The sequence below is a fragment of the Bartonella sp. B39 genome (assembly GCF_053795145.1).
The window spans coordinates 1304501-1325000 of record NZ_CP200036.1 but is presented as its reverse complement, the minus strand read 5'-3'; the positions used below and the strand labels follow the sequence as shown (position 1 = coordinate 1325000).

The following is a 20500-nucleotide window of genomic DNA, read 5'->3' as shown; positions in this document are numbered from 1 at the left end:
AAGGAAATGGGAGCGATGAACCATTGAATCGTCAAAACGCATATAAAGGTCATGGGCATATAAGTGATTAGGCAGTGTCACCAACGCTCCAAGCGGGATGCGCAACATACTTGCGAGATGATAAATTAAGGGGGCGAGATGATAAATTAAGGGGGCGAGATGACAAATAAGGGGGCAAGATAGCGAGCGATTTTATCCTTATTGGAAAATGAATCTTGCTCAATGTCAAGGGAGAGAGAATCTATGTCACGCATCCCTCTATATCTTAGAGGATTTTCAAGAAGAATTTACAAAAAAGCTGCATAATCGGTGCAGCTTTTTTATTGGTTCTATATTTTATGAAGGAAAAGTTTTTAAAACTTGAAAGAACCTCTACGGCTTCTGTAACCATAATAACCACATACACTCGAAATAACGGCACCAATCAGGCTGCCTAGAAAACCCCACCATCCCATATGTGATGCTTTTGTAACAGCTTTATTCGCAGTATGACGGGCATCTTTTATCGAGCTATCAAGCTTTTTAGAGAGTTTTTCAGTTTGTTCTTCGAGGGCTTCAATTGCCTGGGCAGTTTTTTCCTCTGCTGTTTGATAAATATGAAGCGCAGTGTTGGCAGTTTTTTGTGCCTGTGCACGCGACATGCCATTGTTCATAAGGCCATTGATGATATCGCTTCGATCAAACTTTGCCGTGATGGCTTGTGCACGATCAGAAAGACGATCACCTAGGTCTTTTAAGATAGTGCGGTAGTGAGAAGGATCATTCTTAAAAGCCGTTACCGCAGAACCAATATCCTTGAGAGCTGCCTGATAAGACTGTTTCAAGCGCTCAGGGTTAAGAGAAGGAATGTCACTTTCGTTGAGAAATGTGTGCAATTCACCGCGTAGTTTATCAAAATCAACGATCTTATCTGTTTTCGTTGTTAAAAACTTTTCAAAGTCTTCGCTATTGAATTTTGAAAAAAGGGGGGAAATATTCGTTTTGAAGCTGTCTAGGGGTTGTTGAATCATGGAGCTATTTTCTAGGGCAGCTTTAGCACCTATTTTTGTTGTACTTGAAACAACGTGAATGGCTTGGATGGTCATGAGAAGTGTTAACAGAGCCCAAGTGAGAAAGCCGTGAAGGCTTCCTGACGATTCTGCAAAACGTCCAGCAACAAATCCTCCCAACGCAAGGCTGATTAGTGCAATGATAAGAGAGCCAATGCCAAAAGACAAAAAAGAGCCTTCAAAAGGGGTTGAAGAGGTGAAATCCATTTGACTTAAGCCTAACGCTGCAACCAAAAAAGAGAGGCAGATCGATGTGGCGAGGGATGTCACAAGTCCAGCAAAGATTGCCGACCATGAAATGGGTGTGTAAAAAAGTGGATACTTTTCTTCTAGTGAGCTTTCTCCTAAAAAGTGTGTATCGAATGATGTTTCTATCGGAATACGGGTTTCCATGTGTTTATCTCCTTGAATGATGCTGGAGATAAAATGAACCTTTAGCAATTATGTTCCAAAAGTGAATAAATATGCACTCAAAAGAAAAAAAACAAAAAAATAGTGATTATGATGGATTTTTATCGTAGGTGGGTATCAAGGATTTTGATAATGGAACTATTATGGTTAAATCTTTTTTTGCGAAATTTTGCTCCAGAGAACAGTTTATTGAGAATTTGAATTACTAGAGATGGTTTGGAGGAAAGAAACAGAAGGGTGCATAACGAGGTTGTTTTATGAAATGATTGCTTGTTCTGTTTGCGATGTTGTGAAATTGGAAAATATTTTCAAATTTTATGAAAACATACTACCGGTCGTTTCGATAAATTAATTCCTTTGCGATTGTATCAGAAAGTTTAAAGAGAGGTTGTGTTAGGGTGAAGAATGTTTTGTTCAACTTTTTTTAAACAGAGAGAAAAATATGGACCGCTTTGTATCGGTTTTGATCCTAGCCATAAAGTCTTGCAATCATGGAATTTAAGCTGTGATTATAAAGGCTTAAGAGAGTTTTGTGATATCCTCTTAACAGCGGTTATTGGAAAAGTGGGTATCATAAAGCCGCAAGTTGCATTTTTTGAATTATATGGCGTTGAAGGACTTCAAGCTCTCAAAGAACTTATTGAAAATGCACATGAACAAGGTTTATTGGTTCTGGCTGATGCAAAAAGGGGGGATATTGGCTCTACTGCTGAAGCTTATGGTCAAGCTTGGCTCGGTCCAAACAGTGCGTTTAAAGCTGATGCCATGACAGTCAATTCTTTTTTGGGTTTTGATGCTCTTATTCCTCTGATCAAGATTGCAGAGGAAACAGGAGCAGGGGTTTTTGTGGTTGTTCAGTCCTCTAATCCAGAGGGAAAACAAATACGAAATGCGCGCATTGGTGATCAAATACTTTCTATTCATTTGGCACAACGTATTTGTGATTATAATTCTCAGTCTCCGGTTCTCCATCATAATATTGGCCCCATAGGTGCGGTTATAGGAGCAACGTTGGGATCTGAATCAAAAGACACAATCGAACAGTTAAAAAGAGGAAAACTTTGTAAACGCTTCTCCATCATTGATTGTGTTTGAAGGTAAAAAGTGAAATTCTGGAGTCTTTATTTTATTATTTCATTTTTTGTAAAACAATGTGTTTTCTAAAATTTTAGTTTTTTGTACTGTACTTATAATTAAAAGAATGCTTCAATTATTTAAAATAAATATCAAAAGTATTCAATTTAAAAATCTATGAGAGATAAAAGAGAAGAAAGAAACATTGGTGTTCTAAGCTGTTTTTCGTTCTCTTATTTCTCTATATCAAAACAATGCTAGAAAAATTTTCTAAGTTATTTGAGTAAAAACTTCCAGAACCAGGGAGGAAAATTCAAAAATTTTGAGACAATGTTTAAAAGTTTTAAGGTTATCTCCAAAGGTTGTCTTTTAGTTTCGCACTCAGGTTTTTTATACAATATAAAATCACTTTGGTTTGATGGACCGTTTTGTATTGAATAGATAGTACAATTTATAAAAGTTGTGCGATCTTGGGTATTGAGAGGATTATGTGTTATAATCGGTTCATAGATGTTATAGGTCTCAATTTTTGCATTTATGGCCGTCATGCGTTCTGTTTCAACTGTGCCTTTATAAACGTTGCTTTGCACTCTTTGAGTTTACTGCCGGTTAAAGTATATTCACCGACTATTCTTTTCATGAACGCATCGATGTTATTTATTTTGATTGTAAAATTTTTGAAATATTTAACAGATAGGATTTCTATGATCGTTTTCATTTTATCAAGCGTTTTAGACATCTTTTCTGCTAAAGGCTCAAGAATGCCTTTAATGTTTAAAAAGTCGAGAGCATCAAGTTCATTGATGGTATCATAAGGCCAACCTGAAAGACAGGCAAGCATTTCATATGATCGTTCGATGCCTTCCTTTCTCTCTATTGCTTTTAAGTCTTCACATTTTGGGCGACGTAAGGTAATTTCTGTGTATGTTTTTCCTTCAACTTTAATGGGTACAAGTAACGAGTATGTGATTGGTAGCTCCATATTCATTAATAGTTTCCCCTTTTTTCTAAGTTAGATATAGATTGATTCATGAAAGCAATAATATATGATATTTATCAATAAGTTGTACAATAAAATTTTGAGGATTATGTAAGATGAAAACTTAAAAAAATGTACAAGATGAATTTGGATTTTAGGGGGAGACAGAAACACAATTTACTTTATAATATTAGTGGATTATTAAGTTTATTCGTTCAATTATTTGTGTTGATAAAGGCTTTTCCATGAGCCACTATTATATGCTGTATTGTTATAATAATATTTGCGTGGATAGTTTTTTAGGGGAGGGTTTGTATGTTTATCTTTTTTTGGAGCGTTGTAAACCAATTCTGATAAAAGATGTTGTCGAGAGGGTGATGTTGTTATTATGGAGAGGGGATAGAGTTTAGGAGCGTTTTTATTGATAATATCAATGAAAAAAGCTGATGACTGTAGAGAGACATGAATACAACAAAATGCGCTATTTCGGATTGGGAAATATATCTCTGAAGGGGGGGTTTGATCTTTTAGATTCTTTTGCGTATAGTTTTAAAATTGCGATTTGCGCTGCTTTAAAGTTAATTATAAAGTGAAGTACTAAGTGTTTATTTACGTGTTGAGTGTGTGTGCAGATCATACATTGGATTTATACATCAACAAGATGAATTATTATCAAATAAAGTAAAATAATAATTAAAAGTTATTATTATATTATCTGTGTATAAAGTTAAAATAGATTTATATTTATAAATATAAACTATTATTTTGCTAAACAAGTAAAATTAAATATTTTTAAGTTTAATAAATGTGAATTTCCTGATGAATCATAAATATACATTACCGTTCATTATACTTATCGTATGTTTATTAACAGGAGGTTTGATTTCTACCGATATTTTTCTTCCGGCCCTTGAAGATATGCGTCAATCTTACCAAGTTACGGAATCCAAGATCCAGAGTGCGGTAGCAATTTTTCTCTTTGCATTAGCTATTGGGCAGCTCATTTATGGACCACTTAGTGATAATTTCGGGCGTAAAAAAACGCTTCTTTTTGGCTTGTTTTTGTGGCTTTTTACTACACTTAGTGTGATTTATACTGCTAATGTTCACGCTTTTCTTGCGTTACGATTTTTGCAAGGTCTTGGAGCTTGTGCTGGTATTGTTTTAAGTCGTGCCATTATTAATGATTTATTTGATAAACAAGCAGCAGGAAAGCTTTACTTGATTGTTTTCCCCTTTGTTGGGCTGTCACCAGCGATTGCACCTTTAGTTGGTGGGTTGTTGGTACAGGCTTTTCATTGGCATGCTACTTTTATCTTTTTAAGTTTTTTTATATTCCTGACTATTTTACTATGTTGTTTTGTATTAACGGAAACTCTACCACTTCAAAAGCGGCAGCACTTTTCTTCTAGAGGATTTGTGAAGGGGTGTTTGGGAGTTCTCAGAAATAAACAATTTATTTTTTATGCACTTATTCCGTGTTTCTCTTATATGACTTATTTTGCTTATATTGTGGAATCGCCTTTTTTACTGACAATTTTGGGTTTATCACCGGTATATATTGGTTACAGTTACATTGGGGTTTCATTGTCCTATATTGTGGGAAATCTCATGGCACGGTGGTTCTTCAAACGAGAATCTATGGAAAGAACTGTATGGCGAGGGTATATCATTTTTGTTATAGGGGGAATGCTATTTGCTTTGCAAATGTATATGAGTCCATGGCCACTTGTGACGAGTTTTGTAGCTATCGCTGTTCTTACTTTTGGGAATGGTTTTTTATTGCCATTAGGGACAGCATTGGCTATTTCATCACATCCACAAGCTGCTGGGGCTGCATCTGGTATGATGGGGGCTTTACAATTAGGGAGTGCAGCATTGAGTGCTGCGGTTATTGGAAAGATATCTGGGCACAATCCACAAACTATGGCAGCTTTATTGGCTTCCTGTTGTTTATTAGGTTTTATAATTTATATCTGCAAAGCGCGTAGTTTTATGCATTCGGAAATGGACTGAGTGAGATGAGAAATAGAGAGCATCATGCATAAACATTTTGGTGTTATTTTGCTTGAGTGGAAGTGATCATAGCTGAGAATGAATTTTAATTAAGCTGGTGGCATTGAGGATACTTAAAATTTATCCTAGCTTATTTAGTTTTAGTATAATTGACTATTCTTAGCGATTTTACGGGGAGGAGGATTTTATGCATGATAGAGCTCCATCATGTTTGGGTTTTCAGAGTTATCCTCACTGGGGATGTTGCTGCTACAATCTACATTTTAAAATAAAGAGGGGCGGGAGATAGATAATGAGCCGTCGTGTTGTTATTCTTTCTCCTGTGATGCCAATTTGGGATCATGGTGTTTTTTGTTCTTCCTTTACAAAGCTATGTTTGGCAAAAGGATTCTCAATTACTCTACTTGATACATTGTCCCTTTTTCCCCATAATTCTGCTTTTTATAATGAATTTCCTATGGGAATTTTGCCTTTTATTACAGAGAAACTTGAAAGATATCTTAAAGAGCCTTCAATTCTTGTGGGTTTTTCTATGGCTGGAATGTTGGTACAGATATTGGCTGCGCAACTTCCAAATGTTCGAGCTTTGCTTGCCGTGAATGCGCCAGGCTATCCAGACGCTCTTTTGCAACGGCGTGTTGGATGTGTTCTTAATTTTCTGAAAAATAAAGATTTATCAGGAGCTCTAGAAACACTCAATGCTTTTATGCACCCTCGTGGTGTTATGAAGAAAAGAGCCTTATTGGAGATTTCTGATGCGCAAAAAAGCATAGCCATTGAACGTATGACAAGAGGATTTAAATTGTTGTTAGGAATGGATGCTCGAAATGAGATTATCAAGTACGCTGGAAAATTTTTAGCTTTGATAGGTGAAGAGTCGCAACTTGCAACCGTAGATAATCAAACAAGAAGTCATTGTTTCAATCATGAATATAAGATCATCTCTGGTGCTGGTACGCGTTTGTGGGATGATAATCCTGTTATGACGAATAGAATTCTTGCTGAATGGATGAGTGGATTATGAAAAAGAAGGTTCTTGTGTTACCTGGTGATGGGATAGGATCAGAGGTTTGTGATGCTGCACTGATGATCTTAGAGCAATTCCAATTGCCGATTGAATTAACTTATGGCGATATTGGTTGGGAATGTTGGAAACAGGAAGGAGATCCTGTTCCTCAAGCGACGTGGCAAAAAATCACTGAGAGTGATGCTATTTTGCTTGGTGCTGTGACCAATAAAGGAAAAGAAGCTGCTTTAAAAGAACTTGAGCCGCATTTGAGAGAGCGTAAACCTACGTATGTTTCTCCTGTACTTCAACTACGCCAAAAGTTAGGTCTGTTTGCCAATGTATGCCCTGTCAGATACATCTTTGGTCCGAGAAAGCCTTTTCATTTTTGTGTTATCAGAGAGAATAGTGAAGGTCTCTATGCGGGGTTAGATTTTCGAGGCATAACATCTGAAACAGCGGCATGGCTAAGACATCCCAATTTAGAAAAATATGGTCTTAAGGAGGCGGCGTGGACAGTCAGTTTGCAGACACGCTTTGGTTTAGAGCGGTTGTTTGAATACGCTTTTTCTTATGCACGAAGGTATGATTTTAAGAGGGTTACTTTTGCTGATAAGCCAAATATTGTGCGGGAGAGTGGTCAATTTACTCAAGAGATTTTTGAGAAAATTGCTAAAAATTATCCGGAGATCGAAACAGATATTCACAATGTAGATGCGGTTGCTCTGTGGATTTCAACCAAGCCAGAGCAATTTGGGGTGATTGTTACTGAAAACATGTTTGGCGATATTCTCTCTGATCTTGCCGCTGGAGTCATGGGAGGATTAGGGCTTGCACCTAGTGCAAATGTGGGAAGCAAAATTGCTTATTTTGAGCCTGTTCATGGAAGCGTACCGCGTATTGCTGGACAGAATAGAGCAAATCCTTCTGCCATGCTTTATACCACGGCTTTACTTCTAGATCATTTAGGTTTTAAAGATGCCGCACAACAATTATCTGAGAGTGTTGATCAGGTTATTCGCGCTGGAAAAACTGTATCTTATGATTTAGGAGGCTTAGCCTCTACACGTCAAATGGCTGAAGCTGTTCTCAAATCTGTTGTAAATCCTGTCTCTGTTTGTCGTGCTGCGATTATTACTGTTGGTGATGAACTTCTTTCAGGGCAATGTTTGAATACAAATTTGCAGGATTTGAGTCAGAGCTTGAATAAAAGAAATATTCAAGTTACGCGTCATTTTGTTTGCGCCGATCAATTACAGCAAATTAGTGAAACAGTGATTGCTTGTCTTGGGCAAGAAGATCTCATAATTATCAGTGGCGGATTGGGTCCAACATCGGATGACATAACACGCGATGCGGTTGCAAAAGCCGTGCAGCGGCCTTTGATTCATCATGAAGCTGTTTGGCAAACGATAAAAGGTCAATTGCAGCGATTAGGGATCGCACCGGATAAGAGTAATGCTCGTCAAGCGTTGTTTCCTGAAACAGCAAAAGTGCTTGATAACCCTATCGGTACAGCGCCTGGTTTTTATCTCTCTTGTGATGGGAGTTCCCTTGTTGTCTTACCTGGTCCACCTACGCAAGCTCTTGCGCTTTTAGAACATTATTTAGAACATGGTGAGAAGAAGTATTCTTCTGTATCGCGCGCTCAATATGCGTGGACTTTGATTGGAATTGATGAAAGTACCGTTGCACATTGGGTTGATGATCATCTCGCCAATGAACCCTTTGAGCGGCATTTTTTATGGAAAAGTCCTTATGTTCTTGTGCAGTTTGTTGGTCAGTCATCGGCACCCTTGGCACAGCATTTAATCGAACAATTTGAAGATCGTTTTCGTCCATATTTGGTTGGTGCAGAAATTACCACTGCCCGTGAACAACTGGAAAATCATGCAGAGGTTCATTGGTTTGCCAATGATCCACACCTTTTAAAATATTTTCAACCAATAGAAAAAGGGATAAAAGATATTCAACAACTTGAGGTTGAGGTTAGCTTGTTACCTTCTTTGGAGACATTGGAAAATCAGAAGGAAAGTCTTGGACATGCCATCATGACTGTACGGATAAAGGGCTATGGTGAGGATCATATTTCTTTTCCCTATACGCGACCACTTCTAGGTGTGGTTTTACAGGAATATGCGGCTTGGTCTGTTTTAAAAAGATATTTGAAAAGGGAGTGTGATAGTCAATAATATCTTGTGAGATTAATGCAAAAATACGCAAAAAAATTATTTGCTGTATCCTCTTTATTTTGAGAAAAAATCTATGGGGCGTATTCTTTAAAGAGATATTTCAGCTGTATCTCTCAAACCTTTTTTCTATCTGGTTTGTGAATGTATAGTGAAAGTTCTATTGCTACCACTTCCTTTACGTTTATAAGGGGAAAAGCCAGCCGTATCATTATTTGACCAGTTTCCAATGTTGGCACCCTTTGCAGTAAGATGGTTGATGAAGGGCACATTTAGTTCTTTCGCCAATGATTTTTATTCACATGCCGATCCCTCTCTTGATCTCTGATTAAACAATTTTTGCTTATTGAATGTGAGGATTTGAGATAACAAATCTTACTGTATTGGGTGTTCGCATTTACTTTGCAAATGATGAATTATCTTTATAAATCAATTTATTGATTTGAAGATGTAGAGGGAAGTAAAAAATTTAACGGAGATAGAATTCTTTATTGAACAAAAAAAGAATCTTTATCGCTTTTGTTATGCTCAGGAAAGAGCCTTTTAAATTCCATTGAAATAGATGCCCATGAAAGATTAATTGCACATATGATTAACCAGCTTTTGTCAAGAAATTGCCGCAAAGTTTTTTAAGGGTATTTTTTGATAAGTCAGAAGTATTGTGATGAAAATGAATGCTCTTGGCTACTCGTAATAGGAAATGCAAAGTGTAGCTATACATTATTTCAGATTTATAACAAAAATAACTTTGTAAGGTGCATATTTTAGATAAATATTAAATGAGTAATTTTGTGAATGTTTTGCCTATTGTGCTAATTAATTTATAAACATTATATTAATAAATAAAATTATTAAAATATATTTTTAGTATATCTGTAAGTTTTTTATTATATTTTGATATAATGTTGATATTTTATTGTTTTTTGATAATTATTTTATTTTATAGATATTTTATTATTCATGTAAATACTAATAACTTGTTAGATATGTATTTAAAATAATTGTTCTCCAATGGCGTTAAGGCTCGTTTTGAATATGATCTGTTGTAATGTGTGATGGCACAAGTGAATTAGACAAGAAGAAAGGATTTTTCTATGTATCATATTGATTATAATAGTTATCGTGCTGTCAAAAGCTTTAATCGTCGCGTTCATTTTCTTGTAATGCATTACACCTCTATTGACTTTAAGGCTTCCATCGAAGCCCTTACAGGGCTTAAGGTCAGTGCTCACTATCTTGTGCCTGATCCTTCAGAAAAAACGTATATTGAAGCGGGGTTTAAGGATATGCGTATTTTTAATCTTGTTGATGAAAACGAACGTGCATGGCATGCTGGTGTTAGCTCATGGGCTGGACGTAATAATCTAAATGATACATCTATTGGCATTGAAATAGTCAATTTAGCGACTGAACATACAGATTATTTTGAGGAAACGTATCTTAAAGCCGGACTGAAGGATATGCGTGGTTTTAATCCGGTTGATAAAGATAAGCATGCACAACATGTTGGTGTCCACTTATTGTCTAAGGATAGCAAATTAAATGATAAAGCTGGTGAGCTTGGGTCAGTTGATTTAGTTCCCTATGATAATGAGGTATATACGTTTCCTCCCTATAATCCGATACAGATTGATGCAGTTAAACAGCTTGCGTTGAATATCCTTCAACGTTATCCAGATATTATGCCAACCGATGTCGTTGGACACAGTGATATTGCTGTTGGGCGAAAAAGTGATCCAGGGGCTGCTTTTCCTTGGAAAGAACTTTATAAAGCGGGTATAGGCGCATGGTATGATGATGAATTAAAAGATCACTATCAGAAGCAGTTTTGTAAAATTCTTCCAGATAAAGCGGATATTTTAGCTAAACTAAAACAATATGGATACGATATTTCGATTGCCTCTACAGAAAGCGGGTATAAGAATTTAATACGAGCTTTTCAGCTCCATTTTCGTCAAGAGAATTATGATGGGGTTCTCGATATTGAAACAGCCGCAATTGTCTATGCATTGGTAGATAAGTATTTTCCGTTGGATTAATTCAGCTCACCTTAGTTTAAATATGTATAAATTACTACAGCATACTTTTTTTGTTAACAGTGGTTTTTTAGGTTCTGGAGATTGGTTCTTGTGTAAAAGAAAGAAGATTACTTGTGGTGTGAGCACAAAATGGTAAGTACAGGAATTAATGGGAAAAAGAAGAAAAGGCGGCTTTGTTTGTAGAGGCAGACTTTAAGGTTACGTTTCTTTACCATAGTGACTACACTTCTCATTAAAAAAAGATACATGAAGTTAAAGTGTTGTGCACAATACAAAAGAACATGGTTACCAAGAGTGCTTAGAGAAGAAGTGGCGTGTTAGATTAATGCACATCTATGTATAATATCAGATATGAAAAGCAAAGATTGCTGGATTTACATTTTTGGCATGCAAGCAAAAACCGATAATGTGTGAAAGAAGAGAGCAAGAAAGGCACATGTGTTGCGGAAAATGGGGGTGTCATCCCTTCCATAATTGTGAAAAAGAGACAGTGCCGCTCTTTTGTGAATATTTTAACATATTCACAAATTACTGGAGATACAAAAAATTCTGTTCTTCATTTTAGCAATGTCATTTTTATATGATCTATTATTTTGAAAATATATCCAGCTTGTTTTTGATGATGCTAAGCTGGGAGGTGTATAGGCATAATTTTGATAATAAATGCAATGATAAAATTTATATTCTTTGAATCACGTGTGAAAAACCTATGAAGTGTGTGCGGCAGTATTCGTTTGGTTAATTTGTTTGGATGGTTTTTGAAAGGTAAACTGTTTTTTGTCAGAGATAGTATCTCATAAATATCATGAGATATTGTTATGTGATTATAGATGGTTAAAAAATAAAAACTGGCAACAGACGCTGCCAGTTTCAAAAAAGTGTAAACTTATAAGATTAGAATGAGCGCTGAAAGCGAATCATACCTTGCAAAGCACTTTTTCCTTTCAGAGCATGTGTATATGTATCACTGTTTACATTCTTGAGAGTGCGATCATCATTCCAGGAAACATAAGTTAATTCAGGTGTAATTACGAATCCTGGAACCAGCGTGTATTGAATATTTACAGAAGTTGCAAAGGTTTTTGCAGCACTATAAGAAACTTGAGCATTCAAATTTGCTTTTGGAGTAAGTTTGTAAGTTGCACCAGCCCAAGCAGCCCACTTTCCTCCCCAATTTGCATAAATCGTTGTGCTCTGTCGTGATAGCACATTGTTATCATCCTTTGTGTAGTAATCAACGTTATTTTTATAGCCACCCATTACCCACAGGTTGAAACGATCGTTAACATTGAAATCTATGCGCACTTTACCAGCCCACTTTTTATAATAAGCATCGTAAGCTGCAACCGTTGAAAAACCACCCCATTTTTGCATGAATTTTATACCGAAGACTATATTGGGAGTATATTTTTTTATTCTTTTACTTGGAAGCTGATCGTTAGGAACGCCAGCAATCTTATCATCTTTATCTATGTAATAGTATGTATCTTCGATAGGGGCGGGACCATCGGCATTACCTAATTCAGCTCCGATAATGGCAGAAAAGCCAGTGTCGCCACTAAAGGTGTAAGAAACAAAGTTGGTGCGTGTTGCACCTGCCGGAGCTATGCTGTCGCTGTTCATAACATTACCATAGCCGCCGGTCCAGTTGTTGAAAATTGTATCATCAAGACCTATACGAAAACCACCAAGTTCGATGTAAGCGGCTGCGAGTTTTGTACCAGATCCGTTACTACCATTTTTCCAGTCTGAGGAAATTCGCGCATACGAACGAAGTGTTCCTAATTCTGTTTCAGAAGCAGCTTGAAAAACAAGAGTTAAGCGTGATGATGCACCATAGGTTTTCCTTTTTTTAGCTAATTCAGCATCAGTTTTTGCACCGATGTTATCACCACCTAGAAAATCAGCGCGAACATTTCCTGACAAACGCATGCAGGTCTCTGTTCCAGGGATGTAGAAATATCCTTTACCATATGCATCGCAAACACGAACATATTCTACAGGTTCTGGTTCTGGAATCACTTTTGAATCTGCTTGTGCTCCAGAAACAACTAGCAAAGCTGCTGTAGAGCTTAAAAAGAAGGACTTAACACTCATGTGGATCTCCAATGAAGATAGTTTATCTTTTTTGTTAGGGAATATTATTTATTCAACTTATTAAAGGCAAAAATACGCGATACTCATAATCCGTTCTAGCTATACTGATCTTTTTTAGATATACAAATATGAAATTAACTTTTTGAAAGATATTTGTTTACTATTCAAGGTAATGTGGCAAAAAAGACACAATTTTATTCTCTTAACTTTTATCCTATTGGATCAAAAAAGAAAAATCTCAGATATTTTTGAAAAAAATCGAAAATGTCTTGAACTTTCTGTTGATACCATTTATGCACTCCCTTGGAGAGGTGGCCGAGTGGTCGAAGGCGCTCCCCTGCTAAGGGAGTAGGGCTCAAAAGGCTCTCGAGAGTTCGAATCTCTTCCTCTCCGCCATTTTCAGTAAAATCAATGATTCATAAATAGGGTTGGAAATTTTTGGTGCTTTGATCGCTTAATTTGCTTTTTACCCATCTCCGATCTTTTCGTAGTTTCTCGATTTTTTCCATTGTGAGCCTTTTTCTTTTCAGTTATTTTGATGGAGAGCAATGCTGTATTATATTCACTTCAGCCTAAAAGCGTATTCATTTATGAAAGTATAGTTCTTACATTTATCGTATGCATTACTACTAACTTTTTCTTAATCCATGTGCTTATTTTATAATTTTCTAGATTATAACGTGCTGCACAAAGTAAGTTGCAAAGACTTTTTTTGGTAAATTTATTTTCGCTTTTCTCACAAGTGAATGTTTCTTTTGATAGTTAAATTTCAAGGATTATGGTGTGTTCAGGTCAAATAGAAAGGCACTTGTTTAGAGTTGAAACTTTTGGTCTTAAAGTGAAAAGTGCACCAGTACCGTGAGGGAAAGGTGAGATGTTATCTTTCATGTCTTCCCATTGATGTAAATAGAATTACCATAATGCACTTTGTGCCAGAGAGAACACCAATCCAAGTTTATCCATAAATTTTAAGGTTTCATCATTGGTGATGTTTTTTTCTGTTTTTTCTGTCTAAATAGGAAAAATTTATTTGTTTTGAGAGATGTTCTTTTCATGCTTTAGGCCGCTTATCTTCTAACAAACCTTGACCAATTGTTTGTTCAGAAAGTTCTAAGCTGTTATGGGGAATCCTTTGCACTATTTTTTGCTGTGATGAACTGTTTTTTTGATTTTGATGTGAAGTGTTAAAACTTGATGCTTTCATTAAAATGAATGAGAGGAGGGCGTTGTACAGTTTTTGTTTTTATGCTCATTTTTTCGAGTAGTTATGTAGATGAAATCTCAATAAGGTTACTTTGTTTTTGTAGGGGATATGCATCTTTTGCAAAATAAATTTTAGATATTATTTTTTAAACTGTTTTTTGTGCAACATATTAATTTTATTAAAGTAATATAATTTTTTAAAGATATTGAAGGTAAGTTTTTAAGTCCTAAGGATTGTAATGTGGTAAGAGAAGGACTCAAAAGTTTTTATTTTTCAAAAATGCTAACATTTTGGAAGTTTAGGGTAACTAAAAAATACCTCGAAAAAATTCTGATTCAGAATAAATTGCAGAAGTGTGTTGGAAAATCCTATTTCCGACTTTTATTCACGCATCTGATACTTAAAAAAAGACGTAAAAATCAACAAATTATTTGCAACATAAAGTCCAATGGTGCCCAAAAGAGGACTCGAACCTCCACGCCTTACGGCACAGGTACCTGAAACCTGCGCGTCTACCAATTCCGCCATCTGGGCTTAAAATTCATCTAAGCTTGTGAAGCAGCTCTGTCAATAAAATTATAGAATTTATTCTGCAGTTTAAAATGTTTGAATTCTCTGGGCGACTTCTTCAGGTTTTTTATAACTCTAGAGACTTAAGGTGTAATGATTGTTTTTGAGGCGATTGTTGAGTCGGGATGAAATGTATAAATAATAGGAATGCCGGTGGCTAATTCTTGAGAGATAATTTCTTCACCGTTTAGACCTTCAAGCGCCATCATAAGAGCACGAAGAGAGTTGCCGTGTGCTGCGACCAACACAGTTTGACAACGCAAAATATGTGGTTGAATATGGTGAAGATAATAGGGCCAAATGCGTGCACCAGTATCGCGTAGGCTTTCTCCATTCGGAGGTGCAATAGTATAGGAGCGACGCCATATTTTCACTTGTTCTTCTCCCCATTGTTGGCGTACTTCATCTTTATTCAGACCGGAAAGATCACCATAATTACGTTCATTCAATGTGGGGGTCTTTATTAGTTTTAAGTCTGATTGTTCCATTTGTTTTAAAATGTGCTGTGCCGTTTTTTGTGCACGCTGTAGAGCAGATGTATAAGCGATATCAAATTTTAAACCAGTTTCTTTAAGTTTTTTTCCTGCTGCTATTGCTTCTGCATGGCCTTTTTCTGTCAAATCGGGATCTTTCCAACCTGTAAAAAGATTTTTGAGATTCCATTCACTTTGTCCATGACGGATGAGTACAAGTGTGCGTTCCATTCGTGAATTTCCTGCATTATATTGATTGTTTAAAGTTCATTGTTCAATCCCAAAACATCAAGCATTGAATAAAGACCATTTTCATGGGTTTTTGCCCATAAAGCTGCCTTTAAGGCGCCATCGGCAAAGATAGAGCGTTTTTGCGCTGCGTGTGAAAGAACGATGCGCTCATTGGAGCCGGCAAAAGTGACACTATGGTCGCCAACAACCGTTCCACCTCGTGAACAGGCAAAGCCAATGGCGCCTTTTTCACGCTTACCTGTATGACCACTGCGTCCACTGATAATAACATTTTGTAGCATAACATTGCGACCTTCGGCTGCCGCTTGCCCAAGAAGAAGAGCTGTTCCAGAAGGGGAATCAACTTTGCCAGAGTGATGCATTTCGTAAATTTCAATATCAAAATCATCAGATTCTAATGCTTTTGCAGCCTTCTTTACAAGGTTTGCTAAGAGATTTACTCCAAGGCTCATATTTCCAGATTTGACAATAGTTGTATATTTTGCAAAATCTGCAATTTCCGCTTCTTCTGTTTCGCTAAACCCCGTTGTGCCGATAATATGAACGAGGCCTTTTTGAGCCGCATAGTTGGCATAGAGAATACTTGCTTGTGGCTGAGAAAAATCTAAAATGCCTTCTGTGTTAGAAAAGGCGCTTTCGGGATCATCAGTGATGCGAATACCAAGAAAATCTGAACCAATCAATGTACTGGCATCTTTATTTATAAAAGGTGATCCCTTGCGTACAAGCACAGAACAAAGTTCTATATCTTTTCTACATTGGATAGCTGTAATGAGTTCGCGTCCCATCCTTCCATTAGCACCAACAACTGTAAGGCGCATATTTTTCTCCTTATGACACTGTAATTTTTGTAGTATAGGCAAATTCTTTCCTTCTTTCCAACAGTTCTTTTTCTCTACAGGGGAAAATTTCGCTTCTTTAGTTATGTAAGGAAATTGTTAGTTTATGAAAGCGTATGATGAGAGATACTTTTGCTCTTGCTATAGAGTAGATAATGTGAATGTTACGCAATACATTTTTTAACATGTATTTTTGCAGGATGAAGGATTACAAATTGGCACCGTCATTCTATTTGCAGCTCCCAATGTTGCTCCTGCTCTTGCATCAAGTGGCTTTATAAGAAGCACATCTGCTTTTTTCAACGATTTTTTCCATATATTGATGTTGATCTCTCTTGTGACATACAAGAAAATGTTTTTATGATTCATCATAAGAGTAAGATAGGACAAGATGGGGATAAAATGAGAGAATATTGCTGTATTTGAGGAGATCATTCAAGTTATGAATGATGCATTATCTTTTAATGCTTTATTACATAGTGTATAAAATGCATAAGAGCTTATTGATGTAGAAGTATATTATTTAACAATGTGAGTATTTCTTTCGCTTTTTGAGAAAGGTGCTTAGAAGTCAAGATCTGTATAATGAGGGCTTGCTACAATTCCTCGGATGCGATCTGTTAAAAGAGAGCGAAAAGAAGGTCGCGATTTAATCCGCATATACCAGTCTTTGGCGGCAGGGGATTGCTCCCAGTCAATTTCCCCCAGAAAATCAAGTACGGAAACAGAAGCTGCAGCTGCCAGATCGGCATAGGATAATTCAGAGCCGACTAACCAATCGCGAGATGCGCAGAGCCAATTTAGATAGTTCATATGTGGTAGAATATTAGCGCGCGCGTTGCGTAAAATTTGTGAATTGGGGGCACCACCGCCAATGGCTAACGGCATTTCACGTTTATAGATGCGTTCTCGCACAATATGGCGCGTAGCTTCATTGTCAAATTTATTTAAAAACCAGTCATTGAGACGGCGTACTTCGGCACGATCTAAAGGATTTGCCGGAAAGAATTTATTCTCTTGTCTCAGACTTCCGTATGTTTCATCTAAATATTCATAGATAACAATGGCTCCTGATAAGGGAACTTCGTGTTCATCAAGAAGAACGGGGACATGACCAGCTGGGTTCATTGCGAGAAATTCGTGTCTTCTGGCCCATTCATGTTCTTCGATCAGTTGAGTGTTTACACCATATTCCCCAAGAATAAGGCGTATGAAGCGGGAGGCAGAAGATAGGGGAGAGTGAAAAAGTGTCAGCATAATTTATGTTATTAAATGGAGTTGATGAAAATTCTTTCAAGTAACAGGAATTTTTATAAAGGTGCTTTATTGGAAGTACAAGTTTATTAGCAGCAGCTAGCAATTATGTTTAACAAACTATTAATAATGAATGTTTTCTATATTGCAATCGCTTGCAAAATGGCAGTACGCAGTTCTTCCAAACCTAGTGCTTTTTCCGAAGATGTTACAAGAAGTTCAGGATAAGCTGCTGGACGTTTAAGAAGCTTTGTTTTTGTGGTTATTATTAACCTTTCAAGGATATTCGATTTTATTTTATCACTTTTAGTTAAAATAATTTGATAAGAAGTGGCTGCTTTATCAAGAAGATCTAGAACATCCGCGTCATTCTTTTTTATTCCATGACGTGAATCAATCAAGACATAAACACGTTTTAATGTTGTGCGACCCCGTAAATAATTAAAAATCAAATCTGTCCATGCATCAACCAGTTTTTTAGGAGCTTCAGCAAAACCATAACCTGGCATATCTACGAGCGCTACAGGGGGGAGATCTCCTGGTTGCCCACTGAAACCATCGGGTACAAAGTAATTAAGTTCTTGGGTACGTCCTGGTGTATTTGAGGTACGTGCCAAGCTTTTTTGTTGGACCAGCGCATTGATCAGAGATGATTTTCCAACATTGGAACGTCCCGCAAATGCGATCTCCGGTGGTCCTTCGGGTGGAAGAAAGTGTATTGTTGGCACACCACGGATAAAAATCCAATTGCGAGAAAAAATTCCAGGAAGAGAAGGATATTTTGTCATTCCTGCGCTTCTTTTTTGGGTGATCTTCGCCACATGGCTTTAAGATTATCGAAAAGCTCAATTTTAGCTCCATGACGTTTCATCATGATACCTTGCTGAATCATTGATAATATATTGTTCCATGCCCAATAGATAACAAGACCAACAGGGAAGGAAGCGAGCATAAAAGTAAAGATGACCGGCATCCACGCGAATATCATAGCTTGCGTTTGGTCTTGAGGAGCCGGGTTCATACGCATTTGTAAAAACATCGTTATTCCCATAATAAAAGGCCATGCACCAATCATAAGAAACGTTGGAGTCGCGTATGGCAAAAGGCCAAACAAGTTAAAAAGAGAAGTTGGATCGGGTGCTGCTAAATCTTTAATCCAGCCAAAGAAAGGTGCATGCCGCATTTCGATGGTGATATACAGAACTTTATAAAGAGCAAAGAATATTGGAAATTGAACCAACATTGGCCAACAACCTGCAAGGGGATTAATTTTTTGGGTTTTATACAGTTCTATTATTGCTTGTTGTTGTCTGGTTCTATCATCTGGATATTTTTCTTTTATCTCCAGCAACATCGGTTGTATAAGCTTCATGCGCGCCATAGATTTGTAAGACTTATTTGCCAGCGGGAAGAGAAGCGTTTTCAAGAGAACTGTGACAAGAAGAATGGCGACACCAAAGTTGCCTGTTTGCTTATAAAGAATGTCAATGAGAGAAAACATTGGTTTGGTGATAAAATCAAACCAACCCCAATCGATTAAAAGAGCAAACTTCTTAATTTTCAGGCCATTTTGATAATGATTAATGATTTCAACTTGTTTTGCACCAGCAAAAAGATGATTTGTGACGGTTTTTGTTTCATTTGGGGCAATAGTTAAAAGTGACCCTAGCACGTCAGACTGATAATGCGTCTGCAAGCGATCAAAATAAATAAAACGGCTTGTATATTCTTTATCTTGTGGGGGAATAACCGCTACAGCCCAATATTTATCGGTAATACCAATCCAACCTCCTGTCACTTTGGAGAAAGTTATACTTTTTTGACCATTATCAGGATTAGGATCAAGTTCCGCTAAGTTTTTATATTGCTCAGTTTTGAGTGAATCACCTGCAATACCTATCATGCCTTCATGAAGCAAATAGGTTGCATTTGTATGTTTTGGTGGAGCTGCACGCGCAACGCGAGCATAAGACGAGATATATATTGGTTTATCTCCTTCATTGCTGATAGAGTCCTCAATGGTAAACATGTAGTGATCATCAACAGAAAGGATGCGGCGAAAGATCTGTCCCTGTCCGTTATTATAAATTAAAGTGACGGGTGTTGAAGGGGTTAGTGTCGTATTGTTTCCCTCTATTTGCCATTGTGTATTAGATTGTGGCAAGGTCTCTGCTGACAAAGATGAACTTGCAAAACCAAATTCAGCAAGGTAGGTCGTCGTGAATCCTCTGGGGTTCAACAAAGCGATTTCTGGTGATTTCTTATCTACTGTCAGGCGATATTTTTTGAGTAGAAGATCATCAAATTGCGCTCCAACAAGATTAATGGAGCCTTCAAGTTCATCGGTTTTGATCGCAATACGGTTTGTTTTGGCTAATACAGCATTCCGGATTTCAGGAGTCATTGGTCTATCAATTATAGATGTTGATCCGTACGTTGGTGCACCGTCAGAAGAATTCATCATAGGAGTAGAAAGTACTGGCTGTTTTTTTTGTAACTCAGCCTGTTTGGGAGCAATATAAAGAAGTTGCCATGCGATAAGCACTATGAAAGATAATCCAATGGCGATAAAGAAATTACGGTTATATTCCATTCGTACTACCCTGTTGCCGTTGCTGGTGTTTTGTTTTTGGTTTTATTCGTCGGTTTAATTCACTGATCAAAGATGTAAAAGGCGCATGGAGCACATCAGGATGTGCTACGATAACATAGTCTGTTCCTGCCTCTATGTTATTTGTTAAACCAACCCTCACTGCTTCGCGTAGACGTCTTTTGATACGATTGCGTTTGACAGCATTGCCGTTTTTACGTGTAACAGTGAATCCTATACGTGCAACAAGAGAAGATTTCATTTCTGCTGTTTGTTCATGGGACTTAACTTCGAGCAAAAATAAAGGACCACGTCGCTTTTCTCCTGTGCGTACAGCCAAAAAATCCGCTCTCTTACGAATGCGGCAGAGATATTTTTTCTTCATAAAGAGCGTTTCGCAATTTTGCTAAATGCCTGCAAAAGCAGGTATCAGAGGTTCACAACGAAAATTTCACAAC

General features: G+C 37.1%; 14 protein-coding genes, 2 tRNA genes and 1 pseudogene. 6 read left to right on the top strand and 11 right to left on the bottom strand.

From position 1 onward, the window contains the following. Positions 1-353 precede the first annotated feature (353 nt). A complete protein-coding gene (locus V4P57_RS06220; RefSeq protein WP_455465718.1) occupies positions 354-1442 on the bottom strand; it encodes a DUF3792 domain-containing protein in 1089 nt (362 codons plus the stop codon). 423 nt (positions 1443-1865) lie between these two features. On the opposite strand from V4P57_RS06220, the pseudogene pyrF reads away from it, so the two are divergent. After that, positions 1866-2510 (top strand): annotated as a pseudogene (pyrF, locus tag V4P57_RS06215) (orotidine-5'-phosphate decarboxylase); the annotation flags it as partial. Between the two features lie 568 nt (positions 2511-3078). Here the strand turns inward: pyrF and V4P57_RS06210 are convergent. Next, positions 3079-3522: a phage tail assembly protein gene (locus tag V4P57_RS06210; protein WP_455465717.1), complete on the bottom strand. Its 444-nt coding sequence runs from the start codon at positions 3520-3522 to the stop codon at positions 3079-3081. Between the two features lie 810 nt (positions 3523-4332). On the opposite strand from V4P57_RS06210, the gene V4P57_RS06205 reads away from it, so the two are divergent. The 4 genes from V4P57_RS06205 (at position 4333) to V4P57_RS06190 (ending at position 10763) form a co-directional block, all read left to right on the top strand. After that, complete coding sequence (locus tag V4P57_RS06205) at positions 4333-5529, top strand: multidrug effflux MFS transporter (protein WP_455465716.1); 1197 nt, start codon at positions 4333-4335, stop codon at positions 5527-5529. A gap of 292 nt (positions 5530-5821) precedes the next feature. Further along, a complete protein-coding gene (locus V4P57_RS06200) occupies positions 5822-6553 on the top strand; it encodes an alpha/beta fold hydrolase (protein WP_455465715.1) in 732 nt (243 codons plus the stop codon). Then, a complete protein-coding gene (locus tag V4P57_RS06195; RefSeq protein ID WP_455465714.1) occupies positions 6550-8727 on the top strand; it encodes an isocitrate/isopropylmalate family dehydrogenase in 2178 nt (725 codons plus the stop codon). Before V4P57_RS06200 ends, V4P57_RS06195 begins: the two co-directional genes overlap by 4 nt. 1091 nt (positions 8728-9818) lie before the next feature. Then, positions 9819-10763 carry an N-acetylmuramoyl-L-alanine amidase gene (locus V4P57_RS06190; RefSeq protein WP_455465713.1) on the top strand — a complete coding sequence of 315 codons (945 nt, stop codon included), beginning with the start codon at positions 9819-9821 and terminating at the stop codon, positions 10761-10763. An 894-nt stretch (positions 10764-11657) separates the two neighbouring features. On the opposite strand, the gene V4P57_RS06185 is transcribed toward V4P57_RS06190, so the two are convergent. Continuing rightward, complete coding sequence (locus V4P57_RS06185) at positions 11658-12860, bottom strand: porin (RefSeq protein ID WP_455465712.1); 1203 nt, start codon at positions 12858-12860, stop codon at positions 11658-11660. Between the two features lie 305 nt (positions 12861-13165). Between V4P57_RS06185 and V4P57_RS06180 the strand changes: the two genes are divergently transcribed. Then, a tRNA-Ser gene (locus V4P57_RS06180) sits at positions 13166-13256 on the top strand. Between the two features lie 1257 nt (positions 13257-14513). Here V4P57_RS06180 and V4P57_RS06175 read toward each other — a convergent pair. From V4P57_RS06175 to rnpA, 8 genes are all read right to left on the bottom strand, one after another. Next, positions 14514-14598 (bottom strand) — tRNA-Leu (locus V4P57_RS06175). 119 nt (positions 14599-14717) lie between these two features. Next, entirely contained in the window at positions 14718-15338 is a 621-nt protein-coding gene (locus tag V4P57_RS06170; RefSeq protein ID WP_455465711.1) for a 2,3-bisphosphoglycerate-dependent phosphoglycerate mutase, read from the bottom strand. Between the two features lie 29 nt (positions 15339-15367). Then, entirely contained in the window at positions 15368-16180 is an 813-nt protein-coding gene (dapB, locus tag V4P57_RS06165) for a 4-hydroxy-tetrahydrodipicolinate reductase (RefSeq protein ID WP_455465710.1), read from the bottom strand. A gap of 198 nt (positions 16181-16378) precedes the next feature. Then, the gene (locus tag V4P57_RS06160) at positions 16379-16501 is read right to left on the bottom strand and encodes a hypothetical protein (RefSeq protein ID WP_455465709.1); all 123 of its coding nucleotides are present in this window, start codon (positions 16499-16501) and stop codon (positions 16379-16381) included. Between the two features lie 261 nt (positions 16502-16762). Continuing rightward, positions 16763-17455: a glutathione S-transferase family protein gene (locus V4P57_RS06155; RefSeq protein ID WP_455465708.1), complete on the bottom strand. Its 693-nt coding sequence runs from the start codon at positions 17453-17455 to the stop codon at positions 16763-16765. 137 nt (positions 17456-17592) lie between these two features. Then, positions 17593-18240, bottom strand: a complete 648-nt coding sequence (yihA, locus tag V4P57_RS06150; RefSeq protein WP_455465707.1) for a ribosome biogenesis GTP-binding protein YihA/YsxC — start codon at positions 18238-18240, stop codon at positions 17593-17595. Further along, entirely contained in the window at positions 18237-20045 is a 1809-nt protein-coding gene (gene yidC / locus V4P57_RS06145) for a membrane protein insertase YidC (protein ID WP_455465706.1), read from the bottom strand. Before yidC ends, yihA begins: the two co-directional genes overlap by 4 nt. Then, the gene (gene rnpA / locus V4P57_RS06140; RefSeq protein ID WP_455465705.1) at positions 20035-20427 is read right to left on the bottom strand and encodes a ribonuclease P protein component; all 393 of its coding nucleotides are present in this window, start codon (positions 20425-20427) and stop codon (positions 20035-20037) included. The genes yidC and rnpA overlap by 11 nt, the downstream gene beginning before the upstream one ends. Positions 20428-20500: the final 73 nt, after the last annotated feature.

Bases quoted from the DNA above. Each gene is read 5' to 3' on its own strand.
- V4P57_RS06220 (WP_455465718.1), bottom strand. From the start codon at position 1,442: ATGGAAACCCGTATTCCGATAGAAACATCATTCGATACACACTTTTTA.
- V4P57_RS06210 (WP_455465717.1), bottom strand. From the start codon at position 3,522: ATGAATATGGAGCTACCAATCACATACTCGTTACTTGTACCCATTAAA.
- V4P57_RS06205 (WP_455465716.1), top strand. From the start codon at position 4,333: ATGAATCATAAATATACATTACCGTTCATTATACTTATCGTATGTTTA.
- V4P57_RS06200 (WP_455465715.1), top strand. From the start codon at position 5,822: ATGAGCCGTCGTGTTGTTATTCTTTCTCCTGTGATGCCAATTTGGGAT.
- V4P57_RS06195 (WP_455465714.1), top strand. From the start codon at position 6,550: ATGAAAAAGAAGGTTCTTGTGTTACCTGGTGATGGGATAGGATCAGAG.
- V4P57_RS06190 (WP_455465713.1), top strand. From the start codon at position 9,819: ATGTATCATATTGATTATAATAGTTATCGTGCTGTCAAAAGCTTTAAT.
- V4P57_RS06185 (WP_455465712.1), bottom strand. From the start codon at position 12,860: ATGAGTGTTAAGTCCTTCTTTTTAAGCTCTACAGCAGCTTTGCTAGTT.
- V4P57_RS06170 (WP_455465711.1), bottom strand. From the start codon at position 15,338: ATGGAACGCACACTTGTACTCATCCGTCATGGACAAAGTGAATGGAAT.
- dapB (WP_455465710.1), bottom strand. From the start codon at position 16,180: ATGCGCCTTACAGTTGTTGGTGCTAATGGAAGGATGGGACGCGAACTC.
- V4P57_RS06155 (WP_455465708.1), bottom strand. From the start codon at position 17,455: ATGCTGACACTTTTTCACTCTCCCCTATCTTCTGCCTCCCGCTTCATA.
- yihA (WP_455465707.1), bottom strand. From the start codon at position 18,240: ATGACAAAATATCCTTCTCTTCCTGGAATTTTTTCTCGCAATTGGATT.
- yidC (WP_455465706.1), bottom strand. From the start codon at position 20,045: ATGGAATATAACCGTAATTTCTTTATCGCCATTGGATTATCTTTCATA.
- rnpA (WP_455465705.1), bottom strand. From the start codon at position 20,427: ATGAAGAAAAAATATCTCTGCCGCATTCGTAAGAGAGCGGATTTTTTG.